Here is a 15,048-nt window from a genome sequence, read left to right on the forward strand (position 1 = left end):
CAACAAAGGGGGTATGCACCCGTCTGGTAAGACCGAGCCGCCCCTCCCTTTCCCTAACGGAGTCATCCGACTAATTGAGCCACACCGTTTAAACAATGTCGCCAAGTACCGTAACAGCGAGCCCGAAAAGCCGCACCCTCCGGGCCAGCCGCAGGGTCCCGGGCCTTGGGACTCTGGCCTGACCAGGGCCCAGAGCCTGGGCTCCCTTCTCTGGCCTGGCCAGGGTTCAGCAAAATACGCTACTTTTAGATATTTGGGAGAGAAACATTCGGGAATGTAAAAATTTTCCGCGCGGCGGACCCCTTTTTGGTACAATAATAATGAGGGAGGATTTTCCTCCGTAAATTTCCGCTCCCCTGGCGGGAGCCCCCAAAAGGAATCAAACCAACATGATTATATTGTTTTTAAACTGCGGCAGCTCTTCGGTCAAGTACAGCGTGTACGACTGGGACCAGAAGAAAAGCCTCTGCGCCGGCGCGGTGGAACGCATCGGTATTGAAGGATCGTTCATTTCCCAGGACCGCCCCGGATACCCCTCCTTTGAATTGAAAAAGAACTGCAAAGACCATAAAGACGCCATTAACCTCGTGATTGAAACCCTGACCGACAAAGAACACGGCGTCATTGAAAATATCAACGTCATCAGCGCGGTAGGGCACCGCATCGTGCACGGCGGCAAGTTTGCCAAGTCCGTCATCGTGGACGACAGCGTCATCGCCGAACTTAAAAACATTTCCGATTTGGCCCCCCTGCACAACCCGGCCCATATCATGGGCATTGAAGCCGCCCGCGCGCTTTTGCCGCAGGTAACGCACGTCTGCGTGATGGATACCGCCTTCCACCAGACCATGCCCGCTTCCTCTTATATGTACGCGCTGCCGCGCAGCTGGTATACCGATTATCAAATCCGCCGCTACGGCTTCCACGGCTCTTCCGTACTCTACACGTCCCGCCGCGCCGCCGTGCTGATGGGCAAAAACGTGGACGAAGTGAACACCATCGTCTGCCACATCGGCGCCGGAGCCAGCGCAACGGCCGTTAAAAACGGCCAGTGCTTGGACACCAGCATGGGCCTTACCCCTTTAGAAGGCCTGGTGATGGGCACCCGCTCGGGCGATATTGATCCTTCCATCTGCTTCCATATGATGAAAAAGCTCAATATGAGCCCCGAAGAAATGTACACCATTTTAAATAAAAAGAGCGGTATGTACGCCCTGACCGGCAACCGCTTTGCCGACCAGCGCGACGTGCGCAAAGGCGCCGCCAACGGCGACGAACTGTGCAAACTCGCCCTGGAAGTGGAATGCTACCGCATTAAAAAATACATCGGCGCGTATATGGCGGCGCTGGGCCGCTTGGACAGCATCGTCTTCACCGCCGGCGTAGGCGAACGCGCCACCAACATCCGCGAAATGATTTTACAGGGACTGGAAAACTTCGGCATCGTACTGGACGAAGAACGCAACAACGCCGCCGACACCAACAAAGCCGAATGCCGCATCTCGGCCGACCATTCCAAGGTGCAGATTTTCGTCATCCCGACCGACGAGGAAATCGTAGGCGTGCAGGATATTGTGGCCCTGCTGGCCGGAACGTACGACGTATACACCAAGTTCCGCTACATCTTTCAGGAAAAAGATTACCGCAACAAGCTGCGCGACGCCGCCTTTATAGAAGAGGTCAAAAAGCGTCCGTTCCTGTTAAAAGCGGCCATTAACCTGCCGGAGCAGCTCAAGCAGGAGTTAAAAAATTAGCCTTTGTTTACGCCCGTTTGTTTTACGCAAACGGGCGTTTTTTAAAAATCTGTACGCAGTACATGCAGCAACCCCCCGGCCGTCCGGGACTGCCGGGCCCGCAAGAAGCAAGAAGAAGATAGAGAAAATAAACTACACTAACGGAGCAACATATGTTCTTACCCAAAGAAGTAAAGTTTTTTGACCTGTTTGACAAGCAAGCTGAAAATATCGTCCGCGCCGCCGAGTTTTACAAAAAACTCGTAGACAACGGCGAATTTACGCCGGAAAACGTACGCGCCATGCACGAAATGGAACACTACGGAGACGAACTGACGCACACCACCATCAACACTTTAAATGAAACCTTCATCACGCCTTTTGACCGCGAGGACATCCTGGCCCTGGCCAACCGCCTGGACGATATTGTGGACGGAATTTATTTAATCACCAACCGGTTCTCCCTCTACAAAATCCAGAAACCCACCGAGTTCAGTCGCAAAATGGCCGCCACCATTGAGCAAACCACCAAAGCTTTGCAAAAAGCGCTGGCTTCTTTAAGAAGCAATAAAAATATGAAAGAAACCCTGCACCAGTGCGTGGAAATCAACCGCCTGGAAAACGAGGGCGACGTACTGCGCGACGAGGCCATTTCGTCTCTGTTTGCAAACGAAAAAGACGCGCTTATGGTTATCAAGCAAAAAGAACTCTACGAACTGGCGGAAACCATCACGGACTACTGCGAACACGTGGCGAATATGGTGGAATCCATTCTGGTTAAGAACAACTAAGGCGGCGCTATGCTTTGGATATTATTCTTAATCATTCTGGCGTTGTTTTTTGATTATTTAAACGGATTCCACGATGCGGCCAACTCGGTCGCCACCGTGGTGTCCACGCGCGTGCTGTCGCCCAAAGTGGCGGTGGCGTGGGCCGCGTTTTTTAACTTTGTGGCATTCTTGGTCTTTCACACCGGCGTAGCCAAAACCATCGGCGCGGGCATTGTGGACATCCAAATTGTGGACGCCAACCTGGTATTCGGCGCGCTGATGGGCGCGTGCGTGTGGAATATCCTCACCTGGTGGTGGGGCCTTCCGTCCAGCTCCTCCCATGCGCTGATCGGCGGCCTGATTGGGGCGGGATTTGTCAAAGGCGGCCTTGATGCGCTGGTGGCCGGCGGTATTTTGAAAACGATACTGTTCATCTTCCTGTCCCCCTTGTTGGGGTTTCTGCTCAGTATGCTGATCGGTATTGCCGTATTTAACATCTGCCGTCCGTTCAACCCCTATAAGGTGGATCACTGGTTCCGCAAAGGTCAGCTGCTCTCCGCCGCGGCGTACTCGCTGGGGCACGGCGGCAACGACGCGCAGAAAACGATGGGTATCATCAGCATGCTGCTCCTGGGCGGGCTGGCCGGCAACGAAGTGGCCCCCATCCGCGATTTCCTGCTGACCCATAACGAAATGCACGCCGTTGCGCAAGGGGCGTTTGTCGTGCCGCTTTCCATCGTGCTTTTATGCCACGGCGCGATTGCGCTGGGCACGCTTTCGGGCGGGTGGAGAATCGTTAAAACGATGGGGCAGAAGATTACCCGCCTGCGCCCGGTGGACGGCTTCTGCGCCGAATCCGGCTCCGCCATTTCGCTCTTCATCGCTTCGGTGCTGGGCGTGCCGGTAAGCACCACGCACACCATCACGGGCGCGATTGTGGGCATCGGTTCCCTGCGCCGCCTTTCGTGCGTGCGCTGGGGCGTGGCCAACCGCATCGTCTGGGCGTGGTTTATCACCATTCCGGCGGCGGCGGTCATTTCGGCGGTAAGCTACCTGCTTAAAACGTGGCTCTTTAATTAAGCCGCGCGCTTTCTCATTCCCCCGGCTTTGCGGAGCCGGGGGAATTTTTTAGTTCCCTTACGCCATGCCCCCCCGGGCAGAAGCCCGGGGGGTTCTGTTAAGGTATTCATAAAAAACCTCCGTTTGCAAACGGAGGTTTTTTATGAAAAAGGTTTACTTTCAGCGCCGCGGCCGCCGGGATTTACTTCGGTAAAATTCTATAAGCTCCTGCCAATCCTGCGCCGAGGCCGAATCTTTGGCAAAGCGGGCGGCATACGATTCCAGATTCTCTACAAACAAGCCCCTCAGCACAACAAGCGATTCTATGCCGTTTGCGGCGGCTTCGTCGGCGGCCGAGCGGGCGGCTTCGCGCATCCAGTTCTTCATATCGCCGTATTGGTCTATGCGTTTCATGCGTGGGCCCATAAAATGCAGCCCTTCCTGCACTTCTCTGTTCAAGACGGCCAGGTTCAATTCCCGCGGGTTTACCGGAGAAGAAAACACGCCCTGCATCAATACTTTTAAAAAGCGTACGCGGTCGGCGGAGCTTAAAAGCGGAAGAAAATTATCGCTTAAACGCTGGGCGACGGATTCCCCCAACAGCGCGCGGAATTCGGGCAGCTGGTCAAACTGCTCTGCGCGCACCGCCGCGCCGAATTTGTGCCCGTATTGCAGTTTATAGGCCGCTTCGGCCTGCTCCTGCGCCATCAGCAGCTCTTTTTCCAACGCGTCTAAAAGGCGCAAGCTGAGCTTCATTCCCTCTTTAATCCGGTGGCCGAGCACCAACATCCACGCATTGAGTCCCACTATATTGCCGTCTTTCCAGCGGTTCATGGTGCGCGAAGCGTCTTTCCAGGCCGCGGTAAGAAGCGGGCGGTTCAGCTCCCCGGCTTTTAAAATGGACACCAACGGCGAATTTTCCCGCGCCGCCGCGCTAAGCGCGCGCTGAATGACCAAACGCTCTTTTCCCCGGCGCACCAGGGCTTCAATGCGCGCGTTGGACAGACGTTCCAACTGCCGCGCTGCACGGGCTGATTTCACCGCCCCGCGCGATGCGCCCAACGCATTAAACGGAGGCTTCTGCGCCCAAACGGATGCGCAACAAAATACAAAAAGGAGTAAAACAGAAATAATTTTTTTCATGTGTCCTCTGGGGCTATATGATTATTCTCTCAAAAACACGCGGCGCGCACCAGGGTCTTTAGACCTATTTTCCCCCTAGAACCAACGGCCCGGGAAACCCCGGCAGAGCGGAATCTTTGCGCTTGAAAAAAGAAGACGGCGCCCTCCCCCCTTGATTTTTTTCAGACGGCAATTATACTGTCAGTACACCGTTATTATTCTAATCAAGGAGTAGGGGGTATGAAAATCACCTTTGCAGGCAACAAAAAAGTAAAAGTACAGGTAAAAGACTTTGAGATTATGACGGACCAAAGCAAGGAACACGGCGGGGACTCCAGCGCTCCCACGCCGATTGATTTGTTTCTGGCGTCTTTGGGCAGCTGCAGCGGGGTGTTTGTGCTGAACTTTTTAAAACAGCATAACCTGCCGGAAACCGTGTATCTGACGCTGGAGCCGGAGTGGAACATCAGCGAATATGTGATTGACAAAATCAAAGTGTTCATCCATCTGCCGCCGGGCTTTCCGGAAAAATACGAAAACGCGCTGGTGGAAGTGGCCAAACGCTGCCTGGTGGCGCGGCACGTGAAAATCCGGCACGAGATATCCGTCGTGCGCGACCCGGAGTAAAAAATTCTTTGCTTCGTTATACAACGCCCGCCCGGCGGGCGTTTTTGTTGGGTACATAAAAAATCCCGGGCTCACACCCGGGATTTTTAAAAGCGGAAGCAATTACAGATTGTCTTTAATCGTCTGCGCCAGACGTTTCAGCCCTTCCACAATCTGCTCTTTGGTGGAGTAGGAGAAATTCAGGCGCATATCGTTAAACACGTTTCCGTCCGGGTAAAAATCCACCCCGGCGACATAGGCCACTTTGTTCTCCAGCGCTTTGGGCAGAAGCCGGGCGGCGTCCATATGTTTGGGAAGCGTCAGCCACAGAAAGAGCCCGCCTTCGGGCCGCGTCCAGGATACGCTTTTCGGCATATATTCCGACAGCGTTCTAAGCATCAAATCGCGCTTTTCGCGGTAGGAAGCGATAATCTGACTGACGTGGTCCAACAGCAGGCCGCGGCGCAGGTATTCGCCGGTGGCCAGCTGCAAGATGGGCGAGGAGCACAAGTCCATCGCTTGTTTTAAAATGACGTATTTGCGGATGACTTCTTCCGGCCCGATGATGTAGCCCAGGCGGAAACCCGGCACAAACACTTTAGAGAAGGTGAACATCGTTACCACATTGCCTTTGCCTTCGTCCAGCGCGTAGAAAGTACGCGGGGATTCGCCTTCAAAACGCACCTGGCGGTAGGGCGAATCTTCCAGAATAAACGTTCCGTATTTTTTAACGATTTCCAAAATCTCCAGCCGGCGCTTTTCCGGGATGGTGGTGCCGGTGGGGTTCTGGAAGTCGGGCACCAGGTACACGAATTTGCACTGTTTGCCCTGACTCTTTAAACCTTCCAGTTTGGCTTCCAAATCTTCGGGCAGTACGCCGTAAGCGTCGCTTTCCGCGCCGGTAATGGCCGCGCCCGCCACCTGAAAAGCCTGCAAGGCGCCCAGGTAGGTGGGGCAGGCGGTGATGATATCGTCGCCGGGGTTTATAAACACGCGCGCCGTCATATCCAGCGCCTGCTGGGAAGCGGAAACCACCATCATTTGTTCGGATTTTACGTCAATGTTTTCCGTTTCTTTAAGCAGTTTGATTAATTCTTTTTTCAGGCAGTCCTGGCCTTCGGTCGTACCGTACTGCAGGGCTTCTTTAGGCGATTTGGTAACGACGTCGTGCATAATGTCGGCCACATCTTGGGTGGGAAACAAAGTCGGATCGGGCAGCCCCCCCGCAAAGGAAATAATTTCGGGACGGGAAATAACTTTTAAAAGTTCTCTGATGGCCGAAGCTTTGGAACGGCTGACCACCTGGGAAAACAGCTTATTATAATTCATCTACAACTCCGTATATACAATAATGTTTAACTAATATATTGTACTATTTTTAAACTTAAATCTTTGGCGGGCACCGAATGCGTCAGCGCGCCCATAGAGATAACGTCCGGCCGGACCCGGCAGTAGCTTTCCAAATTGTCTTTATTCACGCCGCCGGATACTTCCGCCACCGCGCGGCCCGCAATTTCCTTGAGGCACGCGGCCACCTGGTCCGGGGTCATATTGTCCAGCATAATAATATCCGCCCCCGCCCGGAGAGCTTCTTTTACTTCGTCCAAATTCGTCGTTTCCACTTCCACTTTCGGCGTATGGCCGATGACGTCTTTAATTTTTTTGACGGCGGCGGTAATGGAGCCGGCGGCCGCGATGTGGTTGTCTTTAATCATCACGCTGTCGGCCAGGCTGATGCGGTGGTTGCGGGCTCCGCCGGTGCGCACGGCGTATTTGTCCAGCCGGCGCAGACCGGGCTGGGTTTTGCGCGTGTCCACAATCATCACGCCGTATTTTTTGCCGACGGCCGCGTACGCGCGCGACGCGCTTGCGACGCCGCTTAAACGCTGCATAAAATTAAGCGCGGTGCGTTCGGCCTTTAAAATGGAAAGCGTGCGTCCTTCCAGCTCCAGCACTTTTTCCCCTTTTTTTACGTCGTCTCCGTCTTTTTTAAGCGGCGTGAAAATAACTTCCGGGTCCACCGCGGCGAACACTTCTTTGGCGACGTCCATCCCGCACAGCACCAAATCTTCTTTGGCCGTAACGGCGGCTTTGGCCCGGTTTTCGGGCGTAAAAATCGTATCGGAGGTAATATCCCCCAGGCTCAAATCTTCCAAGAGCGCAAGTTCTATAATTTTATCCAGTATCATTTGGCCAGCTCAAACATTTTGTCAATGGATTTCTTGGCGGCTTGGGCCACGGCGGGGTCCACTTCCACCACCTGGTCCGGGCGCGGGTCAATCAGGGCTTCCAACGTATTAATCAGGCTGTTGCGCTTCATATAACTGCATACACCAAACGGCCAGACAAAGGTTTTGTCCGGGTGTTCGGCTTCCAGGCGGTTGACCAGACCGAATTCCGTCAGCATCCCGAAAGTTTTAGCGTCGGAGGTGGCCACATACGAGGCCATCCCTTTCGTACTGCCGACGTAATCGCACAATTCGCACACTTCAATCGGGCATTCCGGGTGCGCCAGCACGCAAATGCCGGGATGGTCCGCGCGCAGTTTTTCTACGTGTTCCGGGCGGTACTTGTCGTGCACGCAGCACGAACCGCCGGAGGAAATGATTGTTTTAGGCGTACCGCGGCGTTTTAGTTCGGCTTCCAGGTTCTGCGCCATCAGCATATCCGGCACGAAAATAAGTTCGTTTCCGGGGATTTTCTGCGCGATATCAAACACATTGCCGGAGGTAACGCACGAATCGCACTGCGCTTTTACTTCGGCGGAGCTGTTAATGTAGCACAAAGCCGGCACGCCGGGGTGTTCGGCGCGGAGCTTTTTCATATCTTCCCCGGTCATGGAATCGGCCAGCGTACAGCCGGCGCGTCCGGCGGGAATAAGCACTTTTTTGCCGGGATTAATGATTTTGGCCGTTTCCGCCATAAACCATACCCCCGCAAACACGATTACGTCCGCCGACGAATTGCGCGCTTTTAGGGCCAGCTCGTACGAGTCCCCCCTAAAATCCGCCACGCCATACACCAAATCCGGCGTAGTGTAGGAGTGGGCGAGAATGACGGCGTTTTGTTCTTTTTTAAAACGGTTGATGGCCAGCGTGTAAGGAGCCGCGGCAAGGCAGTCTTCGTACGTCCATTTGGCCGCTTTGCTTTTGGAGACAGAGCGAAGAAGCCCATAGAGTCTATGGGCTTCTTCAGTAAGCCGTGCTTGCTGATCTAACGTTTTAAGCATAAAGCGTTACAGCGTATCCGGAATGTCGGCCGGCGGGAGAGCTTCTTCGCTGGTATAAGTGGTGGTCGTCGTGGAGGAAGAAGACGTGCTGGGGCCGGAACCGTCCAGATAGTAAATGTTGGTGTTGTTGATGACTTTTTTGTTCGTCGTTACGCTCTTGGAAGAAGAAGCCGCAGTCGTTTTTTGGGCGGCGGTCTTCTTGGCCGGTTTTTTGGCGGCGGGTTTTTGGGCGCCTTTTAAGGTTTCGGCGGGCGGCAGGTAAGAATCGCCGCAGGCCTGGAGTTCATAAGCGGACAGCGTGTCGTAATCGGCTTCCGGAGCGAGGAGGTTGTCAAACTCCTGGTCAATGATTTGGTACTTGGCGTCTTTGGCCGACGCGCTGCGTCCGTCCGCGGTTTTAGTGTTGGCATTGCCCGAGGAGCAAGCGGCCGTGCCCAGTGCGGCGACTAAGGCCGCGAGTAAAAGTTTATTCATAACCCGTCTCCTTGTATATTGCGGGCCAGGCCCGCGCGTTATTAAATTATATATCATATTGCGCAAAGTTGTGAAGTTTTTCCCCCGCGGGCCCGGCTGAAAAAAATGCGGAAATTTTCCTTTTTCCCTTATATTTTTAGTAAAATAAAAAGGTTGTACCGTTTGGGAGGAAACAAAAAAACACTCATGCAGATTATTCAACAATTATGGACTGCGCTGGCCTCGTTCCTGACGGGACCGTCCGTGCAGAGCGCGTATGACTTAATGAACGGGTTCAACTCGCTGGTTTGGGGCCCGCCTATGATTATCGTCTTGCTTTTTCTGGGTATTTACTTTACGGTACGCCTGCATTTCATTCAAAAATACACCTGGCCCGCGATGAAGCTTTCCGTGATGAAAGTGGAATCGGAAGGCATGGTGAGCAGCTTTGGTTCTCTGGCGGTGATGATCGGCGCCACGGTAGGAACCGGAAGCATCATCGGCGTAACCACCGCCGTGGCCGAAGGCGGCCCCGGGGCGCTGTTCTGGATGGTTGTGGCCGGATTTTTTAACTTCGCCATTAAATACTGCGAATGTATGATTGCGTTTAAGTACCGCGTCAAGCTGCCGGACGGCGAATACGTCGGCGGCCCGATGTATTATCTCTCCCACATCCTTAAATTTAAATGGCTGGGCATTATTTTTGCCGTCGGCACGCTTCTGATGGGCCTGACCGCCGGGAGCGCCCTGCAGTCCAACTCCATCGCGGACGCTTTGCGCGAAGGGTACAATTTGAACCCCTGGTACATCGGCCTGCTCGTGGCGATTGCGGCGGGCGTGGTGGTAATCGGCGGCGTAAAGCGCATTGCCGCGTACTCCGAATGGCTGGTGCCGATTATGGGCGGTTTGTATTTATTGCTGGCGGTTATCGTGCTTTTTATGAACTTTGGCGCGATTCCCTCCGCTATTATAACCGTTATTAAAAGCGCGTTTACGGGCAAAGCCGCCGCGGGCGGCGCCATCGGCGTAGGGATTATGGGGATTATACAGGCCCTGGTGCCGGCCGTCAGCGCGGGCGTAACGCGCGCGGTGCTGGCCACCGAAGCGGGCCTGGGCAGCGCGTCCATCGCGGCCGCCGCGGCCAAAACCCGCAGTGCCACCCAAATGGCCATTATTTCGGCCACTTCGGTGTTCTGGGCCATTTTCATCTGCTCGCTGACCGGGATGGTTATCGTGCTGGCGGGCGACTGGCAGAACCCCAACGTCTACGCCGCCAACCTGTGCAACAGCGCGTTTAAAACGGTGCCGTTTATCGGCACGCCCATCCTGATTTTCTCGCTGGTGATTTTTTCGTTCACCACCATTATCGGCTGGGGTTATTATATGGAAAAAGCCCTCCAGTTTCTCTGCAAAGGGGCCAACACGCTGATTAAGCCGGCGCGCGTGCTGTTTATTATTTTGGTATTCGTGGGCGGCTGGATTGGCACGAGCTTCTCGTGGGATTGGACGATTACGGATTCACTCCTGCGTACCGCCGAGGCCAACAACTCCACCCGCTTTATGTGGGCCCTGGCTATTTTTACGATGACGATGATGACCGTGCCCAACATCTGGGCGTTGTGGTGCTTCCGCAAGGTGATTATCAAAACCACCCGCAAAAACATCAAGAACATTGTGGGCCGCAAACCCAAAACGGCCGCAAACTAGCCCTTCCGCTTCCGTAAAAAACCCCGGCGCCTAAAAACAGGCCCGGGGTTTTTAAACTTTCCCGGCGGCAAATCTTTCACCGCTGTCCGCCGCCCGCGCAGGGAGTATACCTCTTATTCTCCATCGCCGCCGCTGCCGTTGCAGTTCTGGAGCGCCAGCAAATACACTTCCTGGGCCGGGCTGTCGCTCGTTTTGCGTTTCTCCCACGCCAGCCGGCAGCCGGTTAAATTGACGCCCGTATTGGTATGTGCGGCCGTCGGTTCCGGGATGTCGTTCCCCGCCAGATGAAAACCCGCCGTATTGCCGCCGCCGTACAAACCGGCGGTGCTTCCGCCGTTACCCGTAATTTCCAGCGTACCGCCTTTGAGCGTACCCACTTTTTGTTTCAGGATATTCACCGCGTCCAAGGTTTGGATGTATGAATCGTTATTAAACGCCAGCGCACCGCCTTTAACGGCCACGCTTGGAAGCAGGCCGGACGGCGCGGAAGAACTTTCCGACCGGTACGAAGCATACGCGTTGGCGGTATCGCCGTGAAAAGCCGTGTCGGGCATATTAACAGCCGCGCCCGGCGCACCCGTTACCGTGGGAACCTCGTAGACGCGGGCGGAGGAGTCCGCCGTCATCGTTACCGTGCCGCCGGAAGCGATATTGACCGTCGCCGCCTCCAAACCGCCCAAAAGGGTAACTTTGTCGGATACTTTTAAATACGTATATTCCCCCATCCGCGAAGGATTAAACGACACGCTGGAAACCGTTTCCGCCGCATATGCGGCCACGCCCAGCACCGCCCCGATTAATACTAAAATAATACGTTTCATAAAGCACCTCCCGCCTCAGAGGTCCGCATCGGAAACCAGGTAAGCCCAAGCACGCCGCGCCCGTACGTAACCGCTCTCTAACAGTATTGCTGAAAAACGCCGGTAAAACAAGAGGGAAAATACGCGTTTTACGCATATTTTCCCTCTAAAAAAAGCAAACAGGCCGATTAAGCTTTTATCTCTTCCGGCCGGGCCAGCAGTTTGACGCCCTGAGCGATATTACGCCCGCTGGGCTGTTGGTAGGCATACAGACCGAATTCGGGCAGAACGGAAAACAAATGGTCAAAAATATCGCTTTGCAGGGCTTCGTAATCCGTCCACACCGTAGTGTTTAAAAAGCAGTACACTTCCAGCGGCAGGCCCTGCGCCTCCTGCTTTAACTGGCGCACCATCAGCGTAAAACCCGGGTTGTCGGACACTACATACGGGCGGGACGCCAAATAAAGCTCCGCATAATGGCGGAAGGTGCCGATATTGGTTAAATGGCGGCCGTTTAAAAAGTTCTCTTTCAGGTTGCGCTCGGCGTTGAACTCTCTGATTTCGGCTTCCTTTTTTTCCAGATAATCTTTTAAAAGATGGATTTTTTTCAAGCGGTCCAGCATGGAGCGGTCCAAAAATTTCACGGTGTCCACGTCAATTAAAATACTGCGCTGGATGCGGCGCGCTTTGGCGTCGTACATACCGCTCCAGTTTTTAAACGGTTTGGAAATCATATCGTATGTGGGCACGCTGACAATGGTCATATCAAAATTCTGCACGCGCACGCTGGTGAGCGAAATATCAATAATGTTTCCGTCGGCGCCGGCGGAGTCCACGGTAATCCAGTCGCCGATTTTAATGAGCTTGTTGGTCGTCAGCTGGATACTGGCCGCAAAGCCTAAAATGGGGTCTTTAAAAATAAGGGAGAAGACCGCCGCCAAGGCCGACAGACCCGTAATAATATACATCGGCTTGCGCCCCAGCACCAAAGACAGCACCAGCAGGGACGTCGCCAAAAACAAGACAATCTTAAACGCCTGCACCAGGCCTTTAATCGGCAGGCTGGGGTTGCGCCCGTACAGATGGGCCAAAGTGTCCAGCAGCGTATTTAACAGCCAGGAAAAGCTCAGCACCACAAACAGCCCCGTCAGCTTGCCCATCAGCGTCGTCAGCCACGCCACGTCTTTGCTAATAAACACCGGGTGCAGATTAATGGCCGCCATAGCCGCCACCACCACGCCGGCCGCCGTAAAAAAGCGGTGTTCGGACATGACTTTAAACCATTTTTCCGAATGGAAACGGGCCACCAGCCGCGCGAGGTACCGGTTGCAAAACCAGGTGGAAAAACGCGCGACGAAATACAAAATAGTCACAAACAAAAACGCCGACACCAACTGCGCGATAAGCACATTATACTGGTCCGGGATATAGGGCAATTTTTCTACATACGGCAAAATAAAATTCATAGAGCTCCCCTTTGGCGAAAAAGTTACTATAATAAGTGTATGAAAAAAACACTTTGCGGCGCAATCCTTGCTTTACTGCTGGCGGCCTGCTATACGCCGCTTAACAACTCCGGCGTGGCGACCACCAAGCCGTGGCTGGAAGTGTCCGGCAAGAAAATGGATTTTGACGGCAAGCAATACGACTCCTGCTACCGCTTTAACGTGCGTTTCTGGCCGCAGGAAGCCATAGAACAAATTGACCCGCGCACCGCCTGCGTTTCCGCCTGCTGCTGGCGCAGCGACAAAGAAGAAGTAACCCTGGATTTCAATAAAAATTTTGACGCCGACCTGGCCTACTACGGCCGCGCGCGCAAATACTCGCCGGCTAAAATTACGTTTAAAGTAACCCACTCCAATCTCGTCAACACCACTAAAGTTACCGTAACGCCCAAGGGCGCGGTGTCTAACGACGGGCTGATAAAACTTTCTTATAAAGAATACGAAAATCCCGCCCGCCTGGCGCAGATTGAAGCCGCCGCGCGCCGGCTGCAAACCCGCCGCAACGCGTATTTAAACGAACTCCAGCAGCGTCAGGCCGAAGAAGAAGCGGGCCGCACGCGCGGCAAACAAAACGACGCGACGGAAACGCTGGCCAAAGCGCTCCTTTCGCGCAAAGCTGGCGCCAAGATTGACGCCTACTTCTACCAAATGGATAAAAGTTACAAAAAACAGGGCGCGATTTTTATGCTCAGCGACCGTATCCTGCAGGCCCGCGCCTTAAATACGCAGGGCGACTATTCCGTATCCTGCCACGCCAAGGCCAGAACGGGCGTAAACGCCAAGAGCTTAAAAGCGTCCACCTTCTCGTGCGGGGTGTGGCGCGTAAGCCTGGAGAATGAAACGGTAACGCCGTCCGACCGCAAGGCCCGCCAAATTCTGGGGGAGTGATTTGCATTAAATAGAAAACCGCTCCCGTTTGGATACGGGGGCGGTTTTATTTATCTATATAAGGGGCAGTACTTACGCTTCCCGGCACGTCCACGTAATCCGCTGCCAAAAGCAATCGCAAGACCCGTCAGACAGGAGCTCTCCCCAAGATTCGCAGCTTTTAGTTTCGCCTTCAGTAGTGCAGGACCGCCCCTCAAAATTTATATACCCCATGCATTCGTCGCCGGGGCCAACAGTCTCATAACAATGCGTCTGACAGCCGCTCAAGTCTCCGTCATAATTGGAAGTGTACTTATTGTTTAAGTTGGGCTGTTTATTTAAACGTCCGGTTTCTACCCAAATAAATTTTTTGGAGTTAGGCGTACAGGTGCCCTGCCAGGCGTTCCAGGAATAGGTGCTATAGTTCCAGGTGCGCGTCTGCGTCCCCGTATAGCCGCTCGGGCAGGACTGGCTCGTCGCCTCACCGCTCGGCGGATTGCACACCGATTCCTGCGGACTCCCGCATACCAGATACACTTCTTCCGCTTTCTTGAGTTTTACTTTCTGCCACGACACCTGCGGCGCTCCGCTGGCACCCGTTGCCGCGCACGACGGGAATTTTTCCCCTCCCGTACGCATATGCGACGCAAACAACTTGAGTTCATCCTCCGTCATATCAGCGGCTTCCAAACTGTAACCGTTGTTTAACGTGCCGATACGCAGGTTTGCAGAGAAGTCTATATTCGCCTCTCCAGAGCCGCTTCCCAAAGCTACGTTCGTGCTTTTTACGGCAGAAGCCGTGTTTAAATCTAATTTTCCCCGGTTCAGGTTGACGGTTGTGGCCTGCAACGGACGAATGCCCAAAGCTCCAGACTCTGAACAGCCCAGGTTCATTTCACAGGCTGACGTAAGACCTATGTCTAATTGTTTACTGGCGTTAATCTTACTGTATGCCACATACGGCACAGGAAAGTATGTTACCATTTTGATTTTATTTTCTGAGAATGCCAATAATGGTACACATAACAAAGATAAGGCAATAAAAATACGTTTCATAGAAACTCCTTCCATCCTGATGGGAATGGCCTAAATATCCCCGGAGAGAAGAGTTTAAGCAAGGCATACGAGGGGATACGACCCAATAGGTCTTTCCCCAATTTATCAAAAAAAAAAAACAATACAAGCCTTTTATATCTT

At 53.7% G+C, this 15,048-nt stretch carries 14 protein-coding genes; 6 read left to right on the plus strand and 8 right to left on the minus strand.

Annotated features, from left to right (window positions below):
* Positions 1–389 precede the first annotated feature (389 nt).
* From ACQY36_RS06730 to ACQY36_RS06740, 3 genes are all read left to right on the plus strand, one after another.
* A complete protein-coding gene (locus tag ACQY36_RS06730) occupies positions 390–1,754 on the plus strand; it encodes an acetate kinase (RefSeq protein ID WP_428055824.1) in 1,365 nt (454 codons plus the stop codon).
* 152 nt (positions 1,755–1,906) lie between these two features.
* Positions 1,907–2,524, plus strand: coding sequence for a DUF47 domain-containing protein (locus tag ACQY36_RS06735; RefSeq protein WP_428055822.1), 618 nt, complete (start codon positions 1,907–1,909; stop codon positions 2,522–2,524).
* Positions 2,525–2,533: 9 nt separating this feature from the next.
* Entirely contained in the window at positions 2,534–3,583 is a 1,050-nt protein-coding gene (locus tag ACQY36_RS06740; protein ID WP_428055820.1) for an anion permease, read from the plus strand.
* Between the two features lie 159 nt (positions 3,584–3,742).
* On the opposite strand, the gene ACQY36_RS06745 is transcribed toward ACQY36_RS06740, so the two are convergent.
* Positions 3,743–4,603, minus strand: a complete 861-nt coding sequence (locus ACQY36_RS06745) for a hypothetical protein (RefSeq protein WP_428072311.1) — start codon at positions 4,601–4,603, stop codon at positions 3,743–3,745.
* Positions 4,604–4,924: 321 nt separating this feature from the next.
* On the opposite strand from ACQY36_RS06745, the gene ACQY36_RS06750 reads away from it, so the two are divergent.
* Positions 4,925–5,311 (plus strand): OsmC family protein, encoded by a 387-nt coding sequence (locus ACQY36_RS06750; protein WP_428072310.1) that lies wholly within the window; start codon positions 4,925–4,927, stop codon positions 5,309–5,311.
* Positions 5,312–5,413: 102 nt separating this feature from the next.
* Here the strand turns inward: ACQY36_RS06750 and ACQY36_RS06755 are convergent, their stop codons facing one another.
* Genes ACQY36_RS06755 through ACQY36_RS06770 form a run of 4 tightly spaced genes read right to left on the minus strand, consistent with a single transcriptional unit; the run spans position 5,414 to position 8,993 of the window.
* Positions 5,414–6,619 carry a PLP-dependent aminotransferase family protein gene (locus ACQY36_RS06755; RefSeq protein WP_428072253.1) on the minus strand — a complete coding sequence of 402 codons (1,206 nt, stop codon included), beginning with the start codon at positions 6,617–6,619 and terminating at the stop codon, positions 5,414–5,416.
* A gap of 26 nt (positions 6,620–6,645) precedes the next feature.
* Positions 6,646–7,479 carry a carboxylating nicotinate-nucleotide diphosphorylase gene (gene nadC, locus ACQY36_RS06760; protein ID WP_428072255.1) on the minus strand — a complete coding sequence of 278 codons (834 nt, stop codon included), beginning with the start codon at positions 7,477–7,479 and terminating at the stop codon, positions 6,646–6,648.
* A complete protein-coding gene (gene nadA / locus ACQY36_RS06765; RefSeq protein WP_428078481.1) occupies positions 7,476–8,519 on the minus strand; it encodes a quinolinate synthase NadA in 1,044 nt (347 codons plus the stop codon). Before nadA ends, nadC begins: the two co-directional genes overlap by 4 nt.
* A gap of 6 nt (positions 8,520–8,525) precedes the next feature.
* The gene (locus ACQY36_RS06770) at positions 8,526–8,993 is read right to left on the minus strand and encodes a hypothetical protein (protein WP_428072290.1); all 468 of its coding nucleotides are present in this window, start codon (positions 8,991–8,993) and stop codon (positions 8,526–8,528) included.
* Between the two features lie 186 nt (positions 8,994–9,179).
* On the opposite strand from ACQY36_RS06770, the gene ACQY36_RS06775 reads away from it, so the two are divergent.
* Positions 9,180–10,679, plus strand: a complete 1,500-nt coding sequence (locus ACQY36_RS06775; RefSeq protein ID WP_428078483.1) for an alanine/glycine:cation symporter family protein — start codon at positions 9,180–9,182, stop codon at positions 10,677–10,679.
* Between the two features lie 113 nt (positions 10,680–10,792).
* On the opposite strand, the gene ACQY36_RS06780 is transcribed toward ACQY36_RS06775, so the two are convergent.
* Positions 10,793–11,500: a hypothetical protein gene (locus tag ACQY36_RS06780; RefSeq protein ID WP_428078485.1), complete on the minus strand. Its 708-nt coding sequence runs from the start codon at positions 11,498–11,500 to the stop codon at positions 10,793–10,795.
* A gap of 167 nt (positions 11,501–11,667) precedes the next feature.
* Positions 11,668–12,945 (minus strand): mechanosensitive ion channel family protein, encoded by a 1,278-nt coding sequence (locus tag ACQY36_RS06785; protein ID WP_428078487.1) that lies wholly within the window; start codon positions 12,943–12,945, stop codon positions 11,668–11,670.
* Positions 12,946–12,984: 39 nt separating this feature from the next.
* Here ACQY36_RS06785 and ACQY36_RS06790 point away from each other — a divergent pair, with 39 nt between their 5' ends.
* The gene (locus ACQY36_RS06790; protein WP_428071868.1) at positions 12,985–13,872 is read left to right on the plus strand and encodes a hypothetical protein; all 888 of its coding nucleotides are present in this window, start codon (positions 12,985–12,987) and stop codon (positions 13,870–13,872) included.
* Positions 13,873–13,944: 72 nt separating this feature from the next.
* Here ACQY36_RS06790 and ACQY36_RS06795 read toward each other — a convergent pair whose 3' ends face one another.
* Positions 13,945–14,907: a hypothetical protein gene (locus tag ACQY36_RS06795; RefSeq protein WP_428078489.1), complete on the minus strand. Its 963-nt coding sequence runs from the start codon at positions 14,905–14,907 to the stop codon at positions 13,945–13,947.
* Positions 14,908–15,048: the final 141 nt, after the last annotated feature.

The organism is Candidatus Avelusimicrobium alvi (genome assembly GCF_958451995.1).
Lineage (GTDB): Bacteria > Elusimicrobiota > Elusimicrobia > Elusimicrobiales > Elusimicrobiaceae > Avelusimicrobium > Avelusimicrobium alvi.

Bases quoted from the DNA above. Each gene is read 5' to 3' on its own strand.
- ACQY36_RS06730 (WP_428055824.1), top strand. From the start codon at position 390: ATGATTATATTGTTTTTAAACTGCGGCAGCTCTTCGGTCAAGTACAGC.
- ACQY36_RS06735 (WP_428055822.1), top strand. From the start codon at position 1,907: ATGTTCTTACCCAAAGAAGTAAAGTTTTTTGACCTGTTTGACAAGCAA.
- ACQY36_RS06740 (WP_428055820.1), top strand. From the start codon at position 2,534: ATGCTTTGGATATTATTCTTAATCATTCTGGCGTTGTTTTTTGATTAT.
- ACQY36_RS06750 (WP_428072310.1), top strand. From the start codon at position 4,925: ATGAAAATCACCTTTGCAGGCAACAAAAAAGTAAAAGTACAGGTAAAA.
- ACQY36_RS06755 (WP_428072253.1), bottom strand. From the start codon at position 6,619: ATGAATTATAATAAGCTGTTTTCCCAGGTGGTCAGCCGTTCCAAAGCT.
- nadC (WP_428072255.1), bottom strand. From the start codon at position 7,479: ATGATACTGGATAAAATTATAGAACTTGCGCTCTTGGAAGATTTGAGC.
- nadA (WP_428078481.1), bottom strand. From the start codon at position 8,519: ATGCTTAAAACGTTAGATCAGCAAGCACGGCTTACTGAAGAAGCCCAT.
- ACQY36_RS06770 (WP_428072290.1), bottom strand. From the start codon at position 8,993: ATGAATAAACTTTTACTCGCGGCCTTAGTCGCCGCACTGGGCACGGCC.
- ACQY36_RS06775 (WP_428078483.1), top strand. From the start codon at position 9,180: ATGCAGATTATTCAACAATTATGGACTGCGCTGGCCTCGTTCCTGACG.
- ACQY36_RS06780 (WP_428078485.1), bottom strand. From the start codon at position 11,500: ATGAAACGTATTATTTTAGTATTAATCGGGGCGGTGCTGGGCGTGGCC.
- ACQY36_RS06785 (WP_428078487.1), bottom strand. From the start codon at position 12,945: ATGAATTTTATTTTGCCGTATGTAGAAAAATTGCCCTATATCCCGGAC.
- ACQY36_RS06790 (WP_428071868.1), top strand. From the start codon at position 12,985: ATGAAAAAAACACTTTGCGGCGCAATCCTTGCTTTACTGCTGGCGGCC.
- ACQY36_RS06795 (WP_428078489.1), bottom strand. From the start codon at position 14,907: ATGAAACGTATTTTTATTGCCTTATCTTTGTTATGTGTACCATTATTG.